The sequence below is a fragment of the Cesiribacter sp. SM1 genome, from assembly GCF_020178975.1.
GTDB lineage: Bacteria > Bacteroidota > Bacteroidia > Cytophagales > Cyclobacteriaceae > Cesiribacter.
Genome location: NZ_JAHXBU010000044.1, coordinates 126537 through 145114, shown reverse-complemented (window position 1 = coordinate 145114; position 18578 = coordinate 126537). Strand labels below are relative to the sequence as shown.

Sequence of the window (18578 nt, the reverse complement as noted above, 5' to 3'; positions counted from 1 at the left end):
CAGGATAGTCACTGAATTAACCCCTATTTCCCATTCTTATTCCGGCACAGGACAAACATAAGAGACAAAAGCCTCCCCTTCCATCACTCCTGAAGATTGTTGACAAACCCCTTGCCGGCGCAGTCGCAAATGGCTGCTGATCGGTTGTGCGGTGTACGTAAGGTTTGTATTCATTTAGCCCTTTTTGTCCATAGCTGAGTGTTTAACTTTGCCCGGTGAAAACTATATAATGAAAATATTTAATATGCTAAAACCGGCATTTTTCGCTCTCCTGTTCATTTGTTTAACCACCAGCCTTAGCGCACAAATAGTCAAGGGCAAATTAGGCTATGTGATCGATGGTGATTCTTTTTATATGACCCAGGAAAATGGCCGCACCCTCAGGGTAAGGGTATATGGCGTTGACAGCCCGGAAATTGATCAGGCTTTTGGTCCTGAATCAAAAGAATTCCTGAATGAATACCTGAAGGATAAAGCACTTACCCTCTCCCCAACCGGCACCGATAAGCTTGGCAGAACAGTAGGCGTTGTAACCGTAGAAGACAAAGATTTAGCAGAAGAAATGCTCAGGAGTGGCCACTCATGGCATTATAAGAAATACTCCCAGGAAGCCAAACTGGCACAGCTGGAAACGGAAGCTAAAGCTAAAAAGCTTGGCCTCTGGAAAGACCCGGCAGCCCAGGCGCCCTGGCAGTTCAGAAATCAGCAGGGAAAATAAACAAATGCTAAACCCACTGAATATTCTTTGCAGGCAATCAAAATCAGGTGTTGTACAGTAAACCTCCGGTTCGTGAAAAACACAATCCTACTTATTTTTGCTGCTTTGTTATTTAACCTGATTGTAAAGGCTCAGGAAAAGCTTCCTTTTGAGAAACAAAAGGTGGTACTGACTGATGGCACCGAAAAATTGCTATGGATTAGCCTGGACGAAAAAGCCGATTTGCTGCATTATAAACCAGACGAAAACAGTAAGCCCGAAAACTACAATCCCTCAGATGTAGTAAGTTTCGAGTATGCCAATCAGCAATATTATTCCCTGCCGATGCGCGACGGCTATTTTACCTTCTTTAAGGTTTATCATGAAGGCCAGGAATATGCCGTGCTTGAAAAATCGCCCAGCTACAAAGCCCTGAGGGTTATAGCTGAGGAATCTAATGGGGAGTATTCCTTCTGCCAGAACAGTATTAATGACAAATTTTACCTATGCTATCGCGATAGCAACACTTTTGGTTCTGGTTCCAGGACCGTGTACAATCAGGCCTTCTATGGCAGTTACATCCGAAAGTTTGTAGTAGATAAAATTGTATACCTGGCCATTGAGGGGAAGCTCAAGCTGTTCTACCTGGAGACTGATGAGCGCCTGAACCCCTTTGATAACGGAACGGGTGCCCGCCCGGGGAGGTACAAAACGGAAGAGATGCTGTCAAAATTTATTGAAGACGAGCAAAAGATCAAAACTATTCAGAAAAAGGTAAAGAAGAATAAGCTGGACATCAGGTTCCCGCCACACCTGGTCATTGCCTTAGAGTCTGTCTATCATTGATGGTATCAGTAGAATAAGATTAACAGGCCAGACTGAAAGCCGCAAAAAGCCGGGATAATGCCCGGCCCCCTCAATCCTCAGCATCAGATTAAAAGGGCTTCAATATTTGAAACCTTAAGCTGTTCTTTCATATCTTAAACCATCTTACCTTATTGCCGAAGATGGAAAACCTGAAAACAGGGCAATTTTTTGGACAAACCAACCAAACCATACAGTTGGAGGGCATTACCCTTACAGATACAGAATACACCCATGAAAAGGTAGACTGGCATTATCACGAAAACGCCTATTTTACCTTTATTCTGCAAGGGCGGGTGCTTGAGGGAAACAAGAAGGAAACTTATAACTGCTCTGCCGGAAGCCTCTTGTTTCACAACTGGCAGGAATCGCACTATAACATAAAGCCCAAAGGGTTTACCCGCGGCTTCCATATTGAACTGGAACACAATTGGTTTAAGAAACTCGACATTGATTTGAGTGCTTTGCAAGGAAGCATCAGCCTGCAGCATCCCGATCTGAAAAGTTTGATGTACCGCATTTTCAAAGAAACCAAACTTAACCATAGCAGCAGTTCCTTGTCAGTTCAGGTCTTGCTGATTGAACTTTTAAGCCGCATGGCAGTGGTACACAGCAGCACCTCCGAAAAAACTCCCCTGTGGGTAGCAGCTTTGAAAGAAATACTGCACAACACAGCTGCTGTTGAGCTGACTACAGTAGGAGAACTGGCACAAATACTGGGAATTCACCCGGTACACCTCTCCAGGGACTTCAGAAAATATTTTGGATGTAGCCCGGGCGAGTACATCAGAAAAGTAAAAGTACAGCAATCTCTCTCCCTATTACCCAGCAAAGCGCTTTCATTAACAGAAATAGCGCTAACCAGCGGCTTTGCCGACCAGAGCCACTTTATCAGGTGTTTCAAAACAGAAAACGGCATTACTCCATCTCAATACAGAAAGCTGTTGATAGTTTAAAGTCTGTATGTTAAATCTGTTCTATTTTACATTTATGTTTCTTGCTTGTTTTGGGTACAAATACAACTAACAGGTATGAGACATTCCTTATTAGCAAGCTTATTGATTTTGGCATGCACAGCAACACTCCTGGCACAGCAAAGTAACCTGGTTGTAAACAGCGGCATCACCTCTCCTCTGCACAAAGCCAATATAGGCAAGATCAGGTTTGCAGCAGATATAGAGCCTGCTGAACATTATACAGAAGCAGACTTTCTGGATTCTTTTTTACTGAAGAGAAAGGCTGATCTGAACCTGCTGGCTTTTATGGATAATTCGCTAACGAATTATCTCCACACTTTAGCCCCGAACCTGCAGCCGGAGCAACTTGTGCTGCAGGGAAATTACCAGTTTACTTTTTATGTAGACGGCCAGCCAATATACCAGGAAAACCTGCATCCGGGCGCTGGCAGTGCCCAAACAAAAAACACAAACACTTTGCTGACTGTGCCCCTCTTAAGCACTCAAAATGAGCACATCTGGAGCAGATTTCTATGGAGCAGGTTTTTGGGCAGTGGTGGCGAACAGGTACTCACAGAGGGTAAGCATAAACTTAAAATTGAAATTCGCCCATATGTGAACAATCCAGAACTGGTGGTGGGTGAGGTAATTGCAGCAGGGCAGCTTGAGTTGACTATCAGAAAACCACAGATTGATACTTCAAAAGTAACATTGAATAAGATAATACCGGCAGAGGGCTGGGCCATCTCGAAAGAAAGCTTCGACAGCAGCAAAATAAGAGAACTGAAGGCAAGCATTGACGAAGATATGCTCATCGATATCACAAGTCTGGTGGTAGTAAAGAATGGCAGACTTCTGATAGAAGAATACTTCAACGGTGCCGATCGTAACACACTACATGATACACGTTCTGTAGGTAAATCATTTGCCTCAACCCTAACTGGCATTGCTTTACAGGAAGGACACCTGGCACATGTGAACCAAAGCCTGAAAGAATTTTATACGCTGAAAAATTTTGCCCACTACACTCCAGAAAAAGAAAATATTACCATCAAAAACCTGCTAAGCATGAGCTCGGCATTTGATGGCAACGACGCCTTGTCCCTCTCACCGGGAAATGAAGAAAATATGTACCCCACAGAAAACTGGGTGAAATTTACCCTGGACCTGCCCCTTGATACTGCAAAGCCCGCAAAAGCATGGAAATATTTTACTGCCGGGGTGGTGCTGCTGGGCGACATACTACATAAAACAGTACCTGGGGGGCTGGAGAAATATGCAAATGAAAAACTATTCAGGCCATTGGGTATTACAGCTTATAAATGGCAGCACACCCCACAGGGAGTAGCCAACACAGCCGGCAGTTTGCAGATGCGCTCCCTGGATTATGCAAAATATGGCCAGTTGTACAAGAATTTAGGTAAATGGAATAACAAACAGATACTTTCTAAAGATTGGGTAGAAGAAACCTTCACCCGACACAAGGCTATTCCTGAAAGAGAAAACGAATACTATGGCTACCTCTTCTGGAACAAACAGTTTAGTGTAAATGGCAAGCCTTACGAAGCTTTTTACAGTGCCGGAAATGGGGGAAATGCTATTTTTATATTCAAAAATCTGCCGTTGGTGGTGGTAATTACTGCTACCGCCTACGGTGCACCTTATAGCCATTCACAGGTACAGGAAATGATGGAGCTGTATGTGCTGCCTGCAGTAATAAATAACAAAACCCGGTAAGTAGAGCCCTACAGTTAACAGGCGCAGTCAGCGCCTTTCAGTCCCTTCACCACAAACTACAGATAGCCTGCCATACATACGGTTTGCCGCTCATATCAATATTCTTTAACTACAAAAAAATTAACCTGCAGCCAGCCAACCATTCCCATATATTTGGCTGTCATACTACAAACACTTGAACATTTTTTCACCACCACTAGCCATGCTGATGAACACCATCAACAGAATACTGGTTGCGGCACTTTGTGTTGCCGTTTTCTCCTGCGCCGATGACGAGAACTATACGCCCGTGCCACTTGAAATCAATGAGCCGAGCAGCAGGATCAGCACCAGGAAATTTTATCACGCCGACGGGTCTTTTGGCCTGGTTAAGTTTATTTATGACAGCCAAGGCAAACTGCAGCACAAAGACTGGTACAACACTGGAAATGAGGTGGATTTCCAGGAAGATTTCATTTATGAAGCAGGAAAACTGGTGAGAATAGACAGGGTTATTGGTGAAGATAAGTTTGCGGAAGTTAGACTTTCCTATACCAAGGGGAAGATCAGTACCATGGAGTACTGGATGGAAGATAACCAGGAAAAACTGCAGAAACAGCATACCACACAGTATGAATACCAGGGTGAGCTACTATCTAAAACTACCAGTGTGCAGCATGATGGCTCCCCTTCTTACTACAGCCTGTACACCTATGTAAACGAAAATATTACCACTATTAAAAGTTACAGTCTTGCCACCCATGTATTGTCTGGCGAATCGAGATATACATACGATGATAAACCTAATCCTTTTTATAAAGTAACCGATCAGTACCTGGGAAGCCCGCTGGCATCCTCCAGGAACAATGTACTCCAAGACTATACATTTTCTGCCAGCAGCGTTCCACAGGAGCAGGAGATTCGTTACAGCTATTCTTACAATGAGAAAGGCTTGCCTACCGAGCTTTTCCTGGTCAGCAACGAAAATAAACAATACCTGGACGAATCCTATACCTACCTGGAATAGCAAAACAGAGACTGAAAATGCTTTATCAGCGGGCAGATATGCTTTTGACCATAGCGACTACCCGGCTGTAACATTTTTTTGCTGCAAGCTAACGGTACAATGAATTCTTGCCGGAACAGCTGCAGCAGCTGTTCCGGCAAGACCTTTTTTACACACCCTCAATCCTGCAATGATTTTTAGAGTTTAAATGAAACAGTTTAAGCACTCCCTCCCCCTGCTGCTCTTGTTTTTAACAGCCATGCAGCCCCTGCTTGCACAGTGGCAAACCATTCATCCACAATCTTCCATCAACCAGTATTTTGGAGCTGTGGTAAGCCCTCCTAACAGTAGCCTTTTGTATGCTGCAGGGCATAGTCTGGCCATTTCTTCAGACGGCGGCAACAGCTGGGCTCTACAGGAAAATTTTAAGCTGCCCCCGGTAACACCCGCTTCAGCCTATTGGGATATCTGCTTTACCAGTACCAGCACCGCATTCCTGGTGAACGAACATAAGATTTTCAAAACCGAAAACACGGGTGCATCCTGGAAAACTGTTTTAGAGCTTAGCCCCAATAATGCAAAATACTCGTCGAGTGCCTTTTTCCGCTCCCTGTTTTTTGTAAGTGCAGAAACAGGCTTTGCCGTAGGTGATTTCAATAAAATATTCAAGACAACAGATGGCGGAGATACCTGGACCACCCTAAGCTGGGACTCAAAGACCATTCCCTACCGTGCCATTACCGATGTATACTTTATAGATGAAAATGTGGGCTATGTATCCGGCTACCAGTCGGATGACATTGTTATGAACTTTGGGTTCACCCAGTTCGTCATGAAGACGGTTGATGGTGGCAGAAACTGGCAGCAGGTTACCATTCCCACCAACTGGAACTTTAGGGAAATAAACATACAGTTCCTGAATGAAAGTGAAGGCTTTGCGCATCTTACCAACTCGCAGGAGTATGATGAAACCTACTACACGCTGGATGGTGGCCTAAGCTGGACTAAAAACTCTCCGGATAATTTCAGGTACATCCATAAGGCATACTGGCAAAACAATGGAAAGGGCTTTCTGTACGGCATTGACCAACAGAGCAGGATTTTGCTATACAGAACAGAAAACCTGGGACAAAGCTGGGAGGAGGTTGCCTTACCGGTCTTCTTATACCAGGATGTAAACATCATAACAGATTTCCTGTTCAGCGATGAGCATAAAGGTGTTGCCGTTGGCTCCGGGGGCAGTATTCTTACTACCCAGGATGGCGGAGAAAGCTGGGTATCCAGAAATAAAGCCTACCCCCACTTTTTAGCATTTAAGTTTTATAACCATCAGACGGGCTATGCCAGCAGCGGAAGAGGCTTGTTTAAAACAGCTGATGGCGGAACTAACTGGCAGATGGTAGATGGTTCTGTTTATTTGCCAATAGCAGACTTTTACCTGCAGAACGAAAACAACGGTGTTTTACCAGGGTACCGGGGCACTGCCTTTAAATTAACAGATGGTAAATTATCAAAGCTTGACCTGCCGGTAACCTTCCTGTACAGGAGCTATATGCTCCAGCACCAGGACTCCCTGCTGATATGCGGTACAGCCATTCAGCCAAAAGGAAACTTTCTATTAAAATCGGGCGATCATGGAACAACATGGAAAGTACTCTCTATTGAAGGTGAAGGCTCTATCATGGACATTGAAGAGGTAGAGAACAGCCTCTACATTTCACAGACCAGTGGCATCTCTAAATCTGATGACGGTGGCCATAGCTGGACAAAGATTAGCAGCTTTAGCCAGGATTACTTACAGCACGTTACTTTTCTTGATGCAAACAGGGCGGTGGCATACTTCAGCGCTGCCAGGGTCTGCTACTCCGAAGATGGCGGAGCCACCTGGACTCCCGTAGCTCAACCCTTCAATAATGAAACCACTGTCTACAAATTTTTAGCTGTTAATGGCTCTACGGTATATGCCTGCGGCTCTGCCTACAGTGGCCGCACCACTTATGGCAGGATCTGGAAATCTGACGATGCAGGAAAAAGCTGGACAGAAGAAGTTATTGGTGATTATATCGCTAATGGTATCAGTGATCTACAGTTGGTTGGGGGTAACCTTTTAGCAAGCGGTGGTTACGGACAGTTTTTCAGGAAAAGCCTGGGAAACAGGCAGTCACAATGGATTAGCTTTGATGCACTCACCGAAAAAACCTACCTGGATGCAGACTTCAGCCTTTCCGCTACAGCAAGTTCTGCTTTACCCGTACATTACACCAGCAGCAATACCAGTGTTGCCACTGTGAACGGAGCCGTAGTGACAATTGTAGGAGCCGGTGAAACCATAATCAGGGCGCATCAGCCGGGTAACGATCTTTATGAGGCTGCAGCAGTTGTTGCACAACCCCTCACTGTACATAAAAAGGCCCAGCATATTTCTTTCAATTTACCGGAAGAAGTAAATGCAGGATCAGCCCCGATTGAGCTGGAGGCAAGTTCCGACGCAGGGCTGCCCCTTAGCTTCAGCAGCACTAATACAGCAGTAGCCACTGTTGATGGCAACATACTTAGCATTAAGGCCCCAGGCGAAACAACAATAGAAGCGAGCCAGGCAGGCAATAATAATTACAGCCCGGCAAGTGTAGCCCAGGCACTGCGTGTAAAGGTAGTAACCGCAGCCGGCGACCCTGCAGTTGCACAGCCATTGGTTTACCCAAACCCAACGTCTGATGTCATTATTTTTGAGGCCGCTCCAGTGCAGTCAGGAGCAGCTGTGGTAAAAATTTACGATGGCACCGGCAAACTGGTAGAAAAGCATACTGGCAAAGCTTCTGCAGAGGGCACATTCACTGTAGATATCAGGCACCTGGCTCCAGGCATCTACACTGTAATGCTGGAAGATCAGCAAATAATCTCAAGACGCATAGTAAAGATCAGAGCTCGGTAAAGCTGCTGTTTTCAAAAATTCTCTTTTTTTTAGAGGCAGTCGGGATTAAAGCAGCTTAATATGGGTTATCTTCCTGAAGAATTGCAATTCAGCATCTGTAACAACACTACTAATGTCTAAGTCAAAGGAAAAATCTTCCATAAAGGAAAAAAAGAAAGAGCCGGCAAAAAGCCTTAAAGAGAAAAAAGCCGATAAGCTGGCCAAAAAGAAAGCCAAGCGCGATTAAATTAGCCACCTGCTATTTATACATACACCAGCCCTGCAGCATTCAATGCCGCAGGGCTTTTTTTTTTAAATTCTTTTTCATCTTAAGCGGCTAACCCACCTACTGCCGAAGAGCAATAACATTTGTTAAGCACATTTCCACTTTATAATGAGACTATTAGAAGTATTTATGCTATTTAGAAGGTTTTAATAGGAGATTGTAAACTTTTTATTCATTTTTGTACAAATTAATGAACGCATCTGCCGCATAAAATGTAGTAGGTGTATATTGAACAAATTACCAATGAATACAGGAACAGTAAAATTTTTTAATGAACAGAAGGGATTCGGTTTTATTAAAGAGACAGGAACAAATCAGGAGTATTTCGTACACATCTCAGAGCTTGTTGACGAGGTCAGAGAAAATGACGAAGTAACTTTTGACCTTCAGGAAGGAAGAAAAGGACTAAACGCGGTTAACGTTAAACGCGCTTAGTTTTAAATATAAGCCATCATTGAAGAAGCCTTGCTTACAGCAAGGCTTTTTTTGTGCCCTTTCCTGCCAGTATTCTGTTCCAGCGCCCTAGATCAGCCGCATCAATCAGCAATAATCGCATGTCAGAATTTAGTGATAATTCCTGCATATTTTTTGATGCGGTAGTTTGACATAAACTAAAATAAACCATATTTTTAATAAATGTCTGTGAAGCCTTTTCTATTCGCCGATAAGTCGGTGCATACAAAGCCATCAATCTAACCAACAGCTTATTATTGGCCTTTTATTGTGTAGCAAAACTGTCAATATATTGCTACCATTTACGCTATTTAAAACCACTGATTTGTTCTAAAATCCTGCTTTGACAAAAATAAAGATGGAAAGGACTTTAAAACGCCCTAATGGCAGTGTCTTTGTCAGCTTAACCTTTATTCCTGAAGAAGAATACATCTTTGTAGGCTGGGATGGCTACCTCGATCTGGAAATGGTAAAACAGGGGTCAGAAGAACTCCTGGCCATGATAGAAGAAACAAAGTCACAGAAAACGCTGATCTGCAACAAAAAAATTACCGGCCCCTGGAACAAGGCAAACAGCTGGTATGCTGCAAGCTGGAATCCAAGAGCAAAAAAAGCAGGCCTTAAATATATGGCAGTAGTAGTTTCTGATAACATCTTCGCACAACTATCGCTGCAGGGCTTTGAGAAAGTGTGCAATGGCAACTACAGTGTATTCTGCCATAACGATGCAGAGGTGGCCAGGGAATGGTTGCTGAATCAGAATAAAACAGGCAGGGACAGCATAAACGGGCAGTTGCACTATAGTTACCCGACCACCCCCCTTACTTGTAATGAAGATGCAGGCAGCGTACTGCAGCCTGTAAGCCTGTATACCATCTGAAACTAAGATTGCCTAAGGGCGGAGTCTACCATCAGCAGCTCGTCGATATTGGTTTTGTTGACGATGCCTATAAACCTGCCATTTTCAATAACCGGGTTTACCGTGCTTGCTCCCGTCATCATCTTATGGTAAACCTCCTGCAGGGGCATATTGGGGTGCAGCACAATATAATCCTGGCTCATGGCCTGCGATACAGGCGCTGTTTTACCATTTTCTGATAACCCCTTTATCAGTTCCTTGCGCGTAAGCACCCCTACCACCCTATCTTCAGCGGCCACTATAAAATCATGCTCCTGGCTGTTCAGCAACAACTGCACTGCCTTATCCAGGGTATCTTCCGGCGACAGCAGGCTGAATTTCCTCATCACCACATCTTCCACCCTGTAATCAGACAGCCCTGTTCTGATGCTTTCGTATTTGGCTTCTGATCCGGCACCCAGGTAGACAAAGAAGCCTATGATCACCAGCCAGAAATTAAAGAAGAAACCAAAAAACACAAAGGCAACTGCCAGTAGCTGCCCAATGGTGGCTGCAATGCGGGTTGCCCTGGTGCGGTCCATGCCAAACGCAAGCGATGCCCTTAGCATTCTGCCACCATCTAAGGGAAAGGCAGGAATAAGGTTAAATACCACCAGGATAATATTTGCTACCAGCAGGTTAAAAGCAAACGGGAGGTCGATCTGCTGCAGATCGGCAGGGTCGGCATTCTGAAGAGAGGCAAAATCGGGCATTTGCCCGCTAAACTGCAGGTACGCCCACAGGATTGCAGCAATAACAACATTTACAAGGGGGCCTGCAGCCGCCACCATCAGCTCCTGCCCCGGTTTCTCCGGCATAGCCTCCAGGCTGGCAATACCGCCAATGGGGTACAGGGTAATGCGCCGGGTATTGATGTGATACTTCCTGGCGGTAAGGGCATGGCCATACTCATGCAGCACCACGCAGGCAAAGAGCGCAAGTATAAACAGCACCCCTTTCAGGCCTTCGCCAGCATCCTGGTTGATGTTGTAATACATATAAAACACCCACACAAGGATGATCCAGAATGTCCAGTGAATGTATACCTTAATGCCGGCAAACCGGCCAATGTACAAAGAGAGCTGCCGTTTCATAAAAATTATCTGTTTAAAAAATTTCGGACTGCGACCTGCCTTTCGCATTGTGCTGTTGCTTAGCAAAAACAGGGAAAAACCACGATCAATCGTGCAGCCGTGCTTTATCAGATCACGTATCTGCTAGGCGGGCAAGCACACCTTCGTTAGCCTCCAGTCGGCTGCCTGTTTCTAGCTCCTGTTCTTCCCAATCCCGGTTGGTGGAGAGTACAACCCTGCCCCTGATACCTCTGTCTTTTGGTTTGAAATCAACAGCTTTATCTGTCATGTTTAAAACAAGCAGGAAAGAAGTACTGCCCTTCCCTCTTCTGATATAGGCAAGCAGCTTTCCATCTGTAAGTACGGGATAGTAATCGCCCATCATCAATGCCGGCTCTTTCTGGCGCAGCTGAATTAACTGCCTGTAGAAATTAAGAAGCGAATGAGGATCTTTCTTTTGAGCCTCAACATTTTGCTGTTCAAAGCTTTTAGGCAGACGAAGCCATGGCTTGCCAGTGGTAAAACCTGCATTTTCGGATGCATCCCACTGCATGGGTGTACGCTGCGGATCTCGACTCTTGTTGTTTTCCATGAGCAGCCCCTGCGGGTCTTTTTGCTCCTCACGCGGTATTTCTACATTCTCCATGCCTATCTCATCGCCATAATACATAATGGGTGTTCCGCGCAGGCTTAGCAATAGCATGGCCGCTACTTTTGCCTGCCCCCTCCCAATGCGGCTGAGCACGCGGGGCTGGTCATGGTTTCCGATCACCCAGTTAGGCCATGCCCCATCCGGCAGGGCTGCTTCGTATTTATCGATGGCAGCAGCAACTTTTTTTACCTCCCAAGGCAACAGCAGCAGCTGGTGATTGCCCGGCAGATGAGCCCCGCCATTGTTGGCCCCGTAATAGTCTACAATTTTGTTGATGGAAAGGTACAGCTCTCCGATCATAACTTTTTCGCTGTACTCATCCAGCAGTTTGCGGAACTGGCGTACTATATCATGCACCCCGGGCTGGTTGCTGGAGTAGGCCTGGATCAGCTGTTCGCTGCTGGGCATATCGGGCTTGTAATCCGGATTAACGGGATTATCCCTGAATTTTTCATCTTTGATCAGGTACCACATTACATCTACCCGGAAACCGTCTACGCCCTTATCGAGCCAGAAGCGCATGGCTTCCAGCATTGCCTTCAGCACGTCGGGATTTCTAAGGTTCAGCTCTGGCTGTTCTTTCAGAAAGGTATGGTAATAATACTGCCCGGTATGCTTATCCCACGCCCAGGCTGGTCCGCCCAGCACGCTAAGCCAGTTGTTAGGTTCTGCGCCATCCGGCCCTGCATCTTTCCAGATATACCAGTTGCGCTTTGGGTTATCTTTTGAGGAGCGCGACTCCTGAAACCAGGGATGATGATCGGAGGAGTGGTTTGGAATAAAATCTACAACCAGCTTCATGCCACGGCTGTGCACTTCATTTAACAGTTCCTCAAAATCATTCAGTTTTCCAAACACAGGATCTATGCCGGTGTAGTCAGAAATATCATAGCCCAGGTCTTTCATGGGCGATGGGTAAACGGGCGTTAGCCATACAGCGTTTACTCCCAGCCACTGCAGGTAATCCAGCCGCTGAATTAAACCCCGGATATCCCCTATGCCATCGCCATTGGAGTCCTGGAAGGAACGTGCATAGACCTCATAAATAATGCCTGATTTCCACCATAGATCCTGTGTTGCCTTTGCCATTGTGTGCCTGTTAATATTAAATTACCAAACACCAAAATGCAGCTTGCTGTTTATACGCCTGCAGCTAACAGCAATGTCCAAATCGGGTAGAATACCCTCGTGATCAACACAGCAGTAAGATCCTTAACGTGTAGGCATACCCTCACTAACCCCTATATGCCCCGGGAAAACAGCTGGTGCTGCAAGCAGGGAGGTTTTGAGGAATCTATCTGCCTCTGCTACCGTTTCCTGCGGTAATTCTTCCATAGGCATATGTCCTGCTTGGTCAAGCACAAACAGGCTGCTGTTTGGCAGGTCTTCATGAAAGCGCTTGCCATGCTGCAGCGGTATCAGTTTATCCTGACCTCCCCAGATAACCAGTACCGGCAATGTAAGGGATGACAGCTGCTCCCATGGCGAGGGTTGTGCGATACTCTCCATCCGTTCAGTCAGAGCCTCCCGATTTCCCTCGCGGCAGGTCATATCGAAATACAATTCAACAAGCTCAGCTGTTACCTTCTCATTATCGCCATACAGAAATTCAAGGCTGCCCCTGATCACCTCCGGCGGGGTCATCATCTCCATCAATTCTCTAAGCGCAGGTACACGCATGATCATGTATGATATGGGTAAATCTGAGAATGGTATTTCGTCGATTTCCAGTGGATAACCAGCGGCATCAATCAAAATCAGCTGCTGAACCTGTTCAGGGTAGGTTAGTGTGTATCGCCAGGCAATTTCCCCTCCTATGGAATTACCTGCCAGCACGCACTTTTTGATATTTAAGTGCTTCAGCAGGATGTGCAGGAACTCAAGGTAGGTCTCAATGCTATAATCGCCAGTAGGATGAGGGCCTGTTAAACCGAAGCCGGGGAGATCAAAGCGCAGAATAGCCTGCTCATCCTTTAGTTGCTCTGTCCAGCCATTCCAGGTAAATAAAGAAGAACCTGTGCCATGAATCAGTACCACGGGCACCGAATCTGACTCCAGCCCCTCAAACCTGTAATGAACCTGCATCCCCTCTACTTCAATATAATCAGAAGGTTCAACTCCATACTTTTTGTTAAGTGCTTCAACGGGTATATCCGGCACGTAGTAATGCGCTCCTAAACAAACAAATATTATCGAGATAAACAGCAGGCTGTAAAACACTATCTGCGCTACTTTTCTCATTAGATTATATTAAAAAAAACAGACTTACCCGTAGGCTGTACAATCAAGGATATTAACTTTTACGTTATTATAACACGTTATGTTAGTCTCACTCAAAACTTACGTTTATGCTACTACTTATACTGCTTTTATCACTGGTAACACCAGCACTTCAGGTGCAGCCCTCGGCTGCGAAGCAGCTAACAGGCGCCTGGGAAGTTAGTTTGCCAGACGGTACCCAGGGCCTCTGGATCATAGAAGATGATCATTTTTCCATTACCTATTACAAAACAGCTACGCCTGAATTCATCAATACCGAGGGAGGTAAATGGTCACTCACCAAAGATGGCAATATAGATTTACAGTGGGAGTTTAACACCAGAGATCCAGAATTGGTAGGGCAGCGGCAAGCATTGGCCTATAAGCTGCAGGACAACACCCTTGTTGCCGGTGGCAAAAGCTGGAAAAGAATTGACAATGGCACGCCCGGTGAACTAAAAGGAGCCTGGCTGATTACCGGACGTGAACAAAGCGGAAAAATGAACGCCATGACTCCGGGAGCACGTAAAACCATGAAGATCCTTTCGGGCACCCGCTTTCAGTGGATTGCCTACAACAGCGAAACCGGCGATTTTTTTGGTACCGGCGGGGGCTCTTACACCACCAGGGATGGCAAGTACACAGAAAACATCGAGTTTTTTTCCAGAGACAACGCACGCGTAGGTGCAAGCCTGGATTTTAACTACGAATTACGCGATGGCAAATGGCATCACAGCGGCAATAACAGCAAGGGAGAACCCCTGTACGAAATATGGTCTACTCGCCAGTCTGTGGGAATTTAACCCTACACAGTTCAGGACTTTGGAGCCGAAAATTAAACAGCAACCCCTGAGGATTAAGCCCTACCAGCAGCCATCACATAAATCCTATACTTTACTCATTTTCAGCCTATTATATTCTAAATTTCCTTAACACTTTAGCGCTATCCATGTTCCTTAATAAAAAAGGAGGCATCATGGATAGCGTACAAAGACACCGGATTACTATTGAACAAATCGGGATTAAATACGGACTTATGCTGGCAGGTGCTAATACCGGCTTTTTTCTGCTGATGGCCCTGTTTGGCTGGGAAGATGAAATATGGCTGCGTTTTGTTAATCTTGTGTTTGTGTTTCTGTTTGCCTACCGGGGCATGCAATATTTTAAACACCACACCCTTAATCACTGGACCTACCTGAAAGGACTAAGCCTGGGTATGTTTGTTGTATTGACAGGATCTGCGATCTTTGCCGTGTTTCTGGCTGTTTACGGGTTGATCAATCAACAATTTATAACCTCCATCAACGAGGCTACCAACATCAGCATTGATTTCAATCCTGTGTTTATTGCCTTTATTGCTTTTGTGGAAACCCTGATTTACGGTTTTATTATGGTTTTTGCAGCCATGCAGCGCCTAAAGACAACGCATATGCAGGATTCTGTGCATATTTAGCCTGCCACTACTTACCCCCTCCTCCCCTGCGTTTTGCCCGGCTGCGCTGCCTGCTGCTGATAGGTATCTGGTTTGGCTGCACAGTTTTATAAGCGTTGGGCAAAAAGAAAATTATGTGCTAAACTACTCTCCAGGGCTACCAGTTTACTACCAGTTCAGGCGGCCTCTGGGGCTGTTACGGCAAGAGGCGCTTACAGATGATGATGGGCTCTTCCATGTTGTAGCATACTCCAAAAAAGGCCTGGCGCTGTTATGCTTCAGGCCTGAACGTGCTTTTTCAGGGCAGCAATTGCCCGTTCAAAAGATTCTACAAGATGGGCATTTGCCTGCCGGAGCCTGTTTATATCTGCAGAAACAAGGAGGGAGCGACTGATGCTTATAGCATGTTCAAGCTCTTTAGCTTCCAGCAACTGCAGCGACATTTTTATCTTGTGCGCCAGTTCTCCCATCTTTTCAGCATCTCTGCTTAGCAGGGCTTCAGAAAAGCATTTTTTATAATCCTGAAAATGATTAATTGTTAAGAGCAGCAGCTTTTTAAATGTGGCACTGTTAGATCGGGTTATGCTCTGATACTGCCGCAGCGATACTACCTCCCCGGGCTGTTGTGTATGCTGATGGGGCTGGTGTGCTTCGGGAACCGGAGTGGCAACTAAACCACCGGCTTCTGCTCCTGTTTTTTTTGCACCGTACCGCACTATGGCAGCGTACAGTGCTTCAGGTTTGAAGGGTTTACTTAACAGGCCTGTGATTCCTGCAGCCTCTATTCTTTCCTTGAAATCAAATTTTGCCGAGGCTGTAAATGCGATGATTGGCAGCTTGCTGCAATCTTTTTCCTTTAGCGCCCTAATGGCAATACTTGCGCCATATCCATCTAAGCCAGGCATCTGCAGGTCCATCAGTACTATATCGTAGGTATTTCTGCGGGCAAGTGCCACTGCTTCATTCCCATCGGATGCCAAATCATAAAGCACCCCCCATTCCTTTAAGTACTCTGTTACCACCATTACATTAATGGCATTATCTTCTGCCAGCAACAGCCGTACGCCATCCAATGCCTGCTTAGCTGCTGGAGCACTACTTCCTGTCAGGTCTTCGGCCGCCGCTTCCCGGCCAATGGGCAACTGCAGGATAAAAAAGAATTCAGATCCGCCACCCAGGCTGCTTTTAACAGAAAGCTTAGTGCCAAACAATTGTAACAGGCGCTGGCAAATTGCCAGTCCTAAGCCTGTTCCACCATATTTTATACCAATTTCCGGGCTCGCCTGGGCAAACTCCTCAAAGATCTTTTCCTGCTTATCCTCCGAAATTCCAATACCTGTATCTTTCACCACCACTGACAGAACAACAGTATTTTTATTGCGCTCCAGCAGTTGCAGCTGCAGGCTTACAGATCCCTGTTCTGTAAATTTAATTGCGTTGCCAAGAAGGTTAGTTACTACCTGCCCCAGCTTTACAGGATCTCCATACAGGTTTGGGGGAATATTGTCATCGAGCTGTAAATTAAGCTGCAGCCCTTTTTCCTCGGCCTTGAACTGCAGCCCATGCAGGATGCTGTATAGCAAATGGTTGATATTGAAGATTTTTTCTTCGAGCGCAATCTTACCCGATTCTATTTTACTGAAGTCAAGTATGTCATTGATCAGGTTTAGCAGGTTCTCTGATGAAAATTTAAGGACATCGATGTATTGTGCCTGCTGGGGTGTTAGCGCAGTTCTTTGCAGGAGATTGGCAATACCAATAATTGCATTCATGGGGGTACGAAACTCATGGCTAACGGTAGAAAGAAAAGCAGCTTTAACTTTTACTGCTTCTTCAGCCCGTTTTTTGGCCTGCAGGAGTTCCACCTCATACTTTTTCCTGTCGGTGATATTAAAAATGGTAGCACGGTTGAGCACAGGGTTTCCCGCACTATCTTTCACCTGAACTGCATTAAGTAAAACCGGCAGAGAACCTCCTTTTTTCTGCAGCAGCTCGTAGTTCAGCTCGTTCACAAAACCCTGCATCTTAAGCAAAGGAGTATGATGGGTTTCGTAGAAGATTCTTCCGCCAATAGAAACAAAATCCTGAAGCTTTTTCTCGAACAGAACCTCATGGCGCTCGTAGCCAATCCACTTCAGGAGTGTACTGTTGATTTTTACGATAAGACCATTGGGGAGCGTGGAAAGATAACCACAAGGGGCATTTTCATAGAGATCTTCCGCACTATCTTCTATGAGCGCTGCTGCAATGTACTTATCCCCATCGTTCTTATTTTCCTTCAAGCTTAATTTATAAAAGGTTGAATGGCGGCAATGGTTTCTTCAGGGGCACTTAGGTGCGGACAATGACCGGTTGCTTCTAAAAATACCAGTTTACTCAGAGCCACCTGCTTTGCTACAAAATTGCCGACCTCCAGGGGAGCAATCACATCTTCAGAGCATTGAAGAATAAGCGTTGGTACCGTGAGCTTCAGGAGGTCATCCCTGTTATCAGAGAAAAAAGTAACCTGGGCAAATTGTTTTGCTATTTCAGGATTGGTGCTGCAAAAACTGTTCGTTAGCTCCTCCCCCAGTTCAGGCTTATCGGCATTGCCCATGATAACGGGCGCCATGGTACTTGACCAGCCCAGGTAATTGCTCTCCAGGGAGCTGATCAGGGATTCGATATCTTCTCTGGAAAATCCCCCGTAATAATCATCTTTGTTGATGTAACAGGGAGAAGGCCCCACCATCACCAGCTTTGCAAAAACCGAAGGCTGCTCAATGGTAGCCAGTGCACCAATCATGGCACTTACAGAGTGGCCAACAAAAATGGCATTGTTTATAGAAAGGGCATTGCAGATCTCAAGCACATCACTGGCATAACCTTTAAGGCTGCTGTATTTCCCCGGGTTATAAGCGCTGCTATCGGACTTGCCATGGCCCACATAATCAAACAGCACCACTTTAAAATGCTTCTGGAATGCAGGGGTAATAAACCGCCACATGTGCTGATCACACCCAAAGCCATGGGCAAAAAGCATATGTTGCGCTCCCTCTCCAAAAATATTTACATTAAAACGCTTCCTCACATCCATGGTCATCAGGGGTAAAATAGGCAATTATGCAATGCTTGGTTATTCTTTGTTAAACATTTGAATATGTTCTTATTAAATTTATTGAACATTACAGACTATTCCAAAGCCGTGGACCTAACACAGTCAATAACATTTGCACAACACAGGCTTTTTATTTGCCGCCTCGCATCGATGCTTTTCATGCTGTAGCCCCTACGCTGCACCTTTAGCCCATTACATACTTTATCAGCGGGTAATCATATTGATCGCCAAAGATTTAATTGTCTGTGTTAAAATTTAACCCAGCAGCTGCAAAACAC

The 18578-nt window shown here is 45.5% G+C and carries 15 protein-coding genes; 10 read left to right on the top strand and 5 right to left on the bottom strand.

The genetic code is table 11. From position 1 onward, the window contains the following. Nucleotides 1–229: 229 nt before the first annotated feature. The 8 genes from KWJ01_RS08895 (at nt 230) to KWJ01_RS08860 (ending at nt 9769) form a co-directional block, all read left to right on the top strand. The gene (locus KWJ01_RS08895; RefSeq protein ID WP_224996080.1) at nt 230–718 is read left to right on the top strand and encodes a thermonuclease family protein; all 489 of its coding nucleotides are present in this window, start codon (nt 230–232) and stop codon (nt 716–718) included. A 72-nt stretch (nt 719–790) separates the two neighbouring features. Further along, nucleotides 791–1543, top strand: a complete 753-nt coding sequence (locus KWJ01_RS08890; protein WP_224996079.1) for a hypothetical protein — start codon at nt 791–793, stop codon at nt 1541–1543. Nucleotides 1544–1704: 161 nt separating this feature from the next. Continuing rightward, nucleotides 1705–2517, top strand: a complete 813-nt coding sequence (locus KWJ01_RS08885) for an AraC family transcriptional regulator (RefSeq protein WP_224996078.1) — start codon at nt 1705–1707, stop codon at nt 2515–2517. 75 nt (nt 2518–2592) lie between these two features. After that, entirely contained in the window at nt 2593–4254 is a 1662-nt protein-coding gene (locus tag KWJ01_RS08880; protein WP_224996077.1) for a serine hydrolase, read from the top strand. Nucleotides 4255–4429: 175 nt separating this feature from the next. Continuing rightward, entirely contained in the window at nt 4430–5260 is an 831-nt protein-coding gene (locus tag KWJ01_RS08875) for a hypothetical protein (protein WP_224996076.1), read from the top strand. A gap of 187 nt (nt 5261–5447) precedes the next feature. After that, complete coding sequence (locus KWJ01_RS08870; RefSeq protein WP_224996075.1) at nt 5448–8171, top strand: YCF48-related protein; 2724 nt, start codon at nt 5448–5450, stop codon at nt 8169–8171. A gap of 508 nt (nt 8172–8679) precedes the next feature. Beyond that, complete coding sequence (locus tag KWJ01_RS08865; protein WP_224996074.1) at nt 8680–8871, top strand: cold-shock protein; 192 nt, start codon at nt 8680–8682, stop codon at nt 8869–8871. 376 nt (nt 8872–9247) lie between these two features. Beyond that, nucleotides 9248–9769, top strand: a complete 522-nt coding sequence (locus KWJ01_RS08860) for a hypothetical protein (protein ID WP_224996073.1) — start codon at nt 9248–9250, stop codon at nt 9767–9769. A 2-nt stretch (nt 9770–9771) separates the two neighbouring features. Here the strand turns inward: KWJ01_RS08860 and KWJ01_RS08855 are convergent, their stop codons facing one another. The 3 genes from KWJ01_RS08855 to KWJ01_RS08845 form a co-directional block, all read right to left on the bottom strand. Beyond that, nucleotides 9772–10881: a site-2 protease family protein gene (locus KWJ01_RS08855; protein WP_224996072.1), complete on the bottom strand. Its 1110-nt coding sequence runs from the start codon at nt 10879–10881 to the stop codon at nt 9772–9774. Nucleotides 10882–10993: 112 nt separating this feature from the next. Next, entirely contained in the window at nt 10994–12601 is a 1608-nt protein-coding gene (locus tag KWJ01_RS08850; protein ID WP_224996071.1) for an alpha-amylase family glycosyl hydrolase, read from the bottom strand. A gap of 123 nt (nt 12602–12724) precedes the next feature. Then, on the bottom strand, nt 12725–13753 hold the full coding sequence (locus KWJ01_RS08845) for an alpha/beta fold hydrolase (RefSeq protein ID WP_224996070.1): 1029 nt from the start codon (nt 13751–13753) through the stop codon (nt 12725–12727). A gap of 107 nt (nt 13754–13860) precedes the next feature. Between KWJ01_RS08845 and KWJ01_RS08840 the strand changes: the two genes are divergently transcribed. Both KWJ01_RS08840 and KWJ01_RS08835 read left to right on the top strand, forming a co-directional pair. Continuing rightward, nucleotides 13861–14574 carry a membrane or secreted protein gene (locus KWJ01_RS08840; protein ID WP_224996069.1) on the top strand — a complete coding sequence of 238 codons (714 nt, stop codon included), beginning with the start codon at nt 13861–13863 and terminating at the stop codon, nt 14572–14574. Nucleotides 14575–14747: 173 nt separating this feature from the next. Continuing rightward, nucleotides 14748–15224: a hypothetical protein gene (locus KWJ01_RS08835; protein WP_224996068.1), complete on the top strand. Its 477-nt coding sequence runs from the start codon at nt 14748–14750 to the stop codon at nt 15222–15224. A 257-nt stretch (nt 15225–15481) separates the two neighbouring features. On the opposite strand, the gene KWJ01_RS08830 is transcribed toward KWJ01_RS08835, so the two are convergent. Both KWJ01_RS08830 and KWJ01_RS08825 read right to left on the bottom strand, forming a co-directional pair. Then, entirely contained in the window at nt 15482–17485 is a 2004-nt protein-coding gene (locus KWJ01_RS08830) for a PAS domain-containing hybrid sensor histidine kinase/response regulator (protein ID WP_224996067.1), read from the bottom strand. 2 nt (nt 17486–17487) lie between these two features. After that, the gene (locus KWJ01_RS08825; RefSeq protein WP_370634697.1) at nt 17488–18279 is read right to left on the bottom strand and encodes an alpha/beta fold hydrolase; all 792 of its coding nucleotides are present in this window, start codon (nt 18277–18279) and stop codon (nt 17488–17490) included. Nucleotides 18280–18578: the final 299 nt, after the last annotated feature.

What these genes read in the sequence shown, in the direction of transcription:
- KWJ01_RS08885 (WP_224996078.1), top strand. Translation starts at nt 1,705, where the DNA reads ATGGAAAACCTGAAAACAGGGCAATTTTTTGGACAAACCAACCAAACC.
- KWJ01_RS08870 (WP_224996075.1), top strand. Translation starts at nt 5,448, where the DNA reads ATGAAACAGTTTAAGCACTCCCTCCCCCTGCTGCTCTTGTTTTTAACA.
- KWJ01_RS08895 (WP_224996080.1), top strand. Translation starts at nt 230, where the DNA reads ATGAAAATATTTAATATGCTAAAACCGGCATTTTTCGCTCTCCTGTTC.
- KWJ01_RS08855 (WP_224996072.1), bottom strand. Translation starts at nt 10,881, where the DNA reads ATGAAACGGCAGCTCTCTTTGTACATTGGCCGGTTTGCCGGCATTAAG.
- KWJ01_RS08865 (WP_224996074.1), top strand. Translation starts at nt 8,680, where the DNA reads ATGAATACAGGAACAGTAAAATTTTTTAATGAACAGAAGGGATTCGGT.
- KWJ01_RS08860 (WP_224996073.1), top strand. Translation starts at nt 9,248, where the DNA reads ATGGAAAGGACTTTAAAACGCCCTAATGGCAGTGTCTTTGTCAGCTTA.
- KWJ01_RS08880 (WP_224996077.1), top strand. Translation starts at nt 2,593, where the DNA reads ATGAGACATTCCTTATTAGCAAGCTTATTGATTTTGGCATGCACAGCA.
- KWJ01_RS08825 (WP_370634697.1), bottom strand. Translation starts at nt 18,279, where the DNA reads ATGGATGTGAGGAAGCGTTTTAATGTAAATATTTTTGGAGAGGGAGCG.
- KWJ01_RS08840 (WP_224996069.1), top strand. Translation starts at nt 13,861, where the DNA reads ATGCTACTACTTATACTGCTTTTATCACTGGTAACACCAGCACTTCAG.
- KWJ01_RS08845 (WP_224996070.1), bottom strand. Translation starts at nt 13,753, where the DNA reads ATGAGAAAAGTAGCGCAGATAGTGTTTTACAGCCTGCTGTTTATCTCG.
- KWJ01_RS08850 (WP_224996071.1), bottom strand. Translation starts at nt 12,601, where the DNA reads ATGGCAAAGGCAACACAGGATCTATGGTGGAAATCAGGCATTATTTAT.
- KWJ01_RS08835 (WP_224996068.1), top strand. Translation starts at nt 14,748, where the DNA reads ATGGATAGCGTACAAAGACACCGGATTACTATTGAACAAATCGGGATT.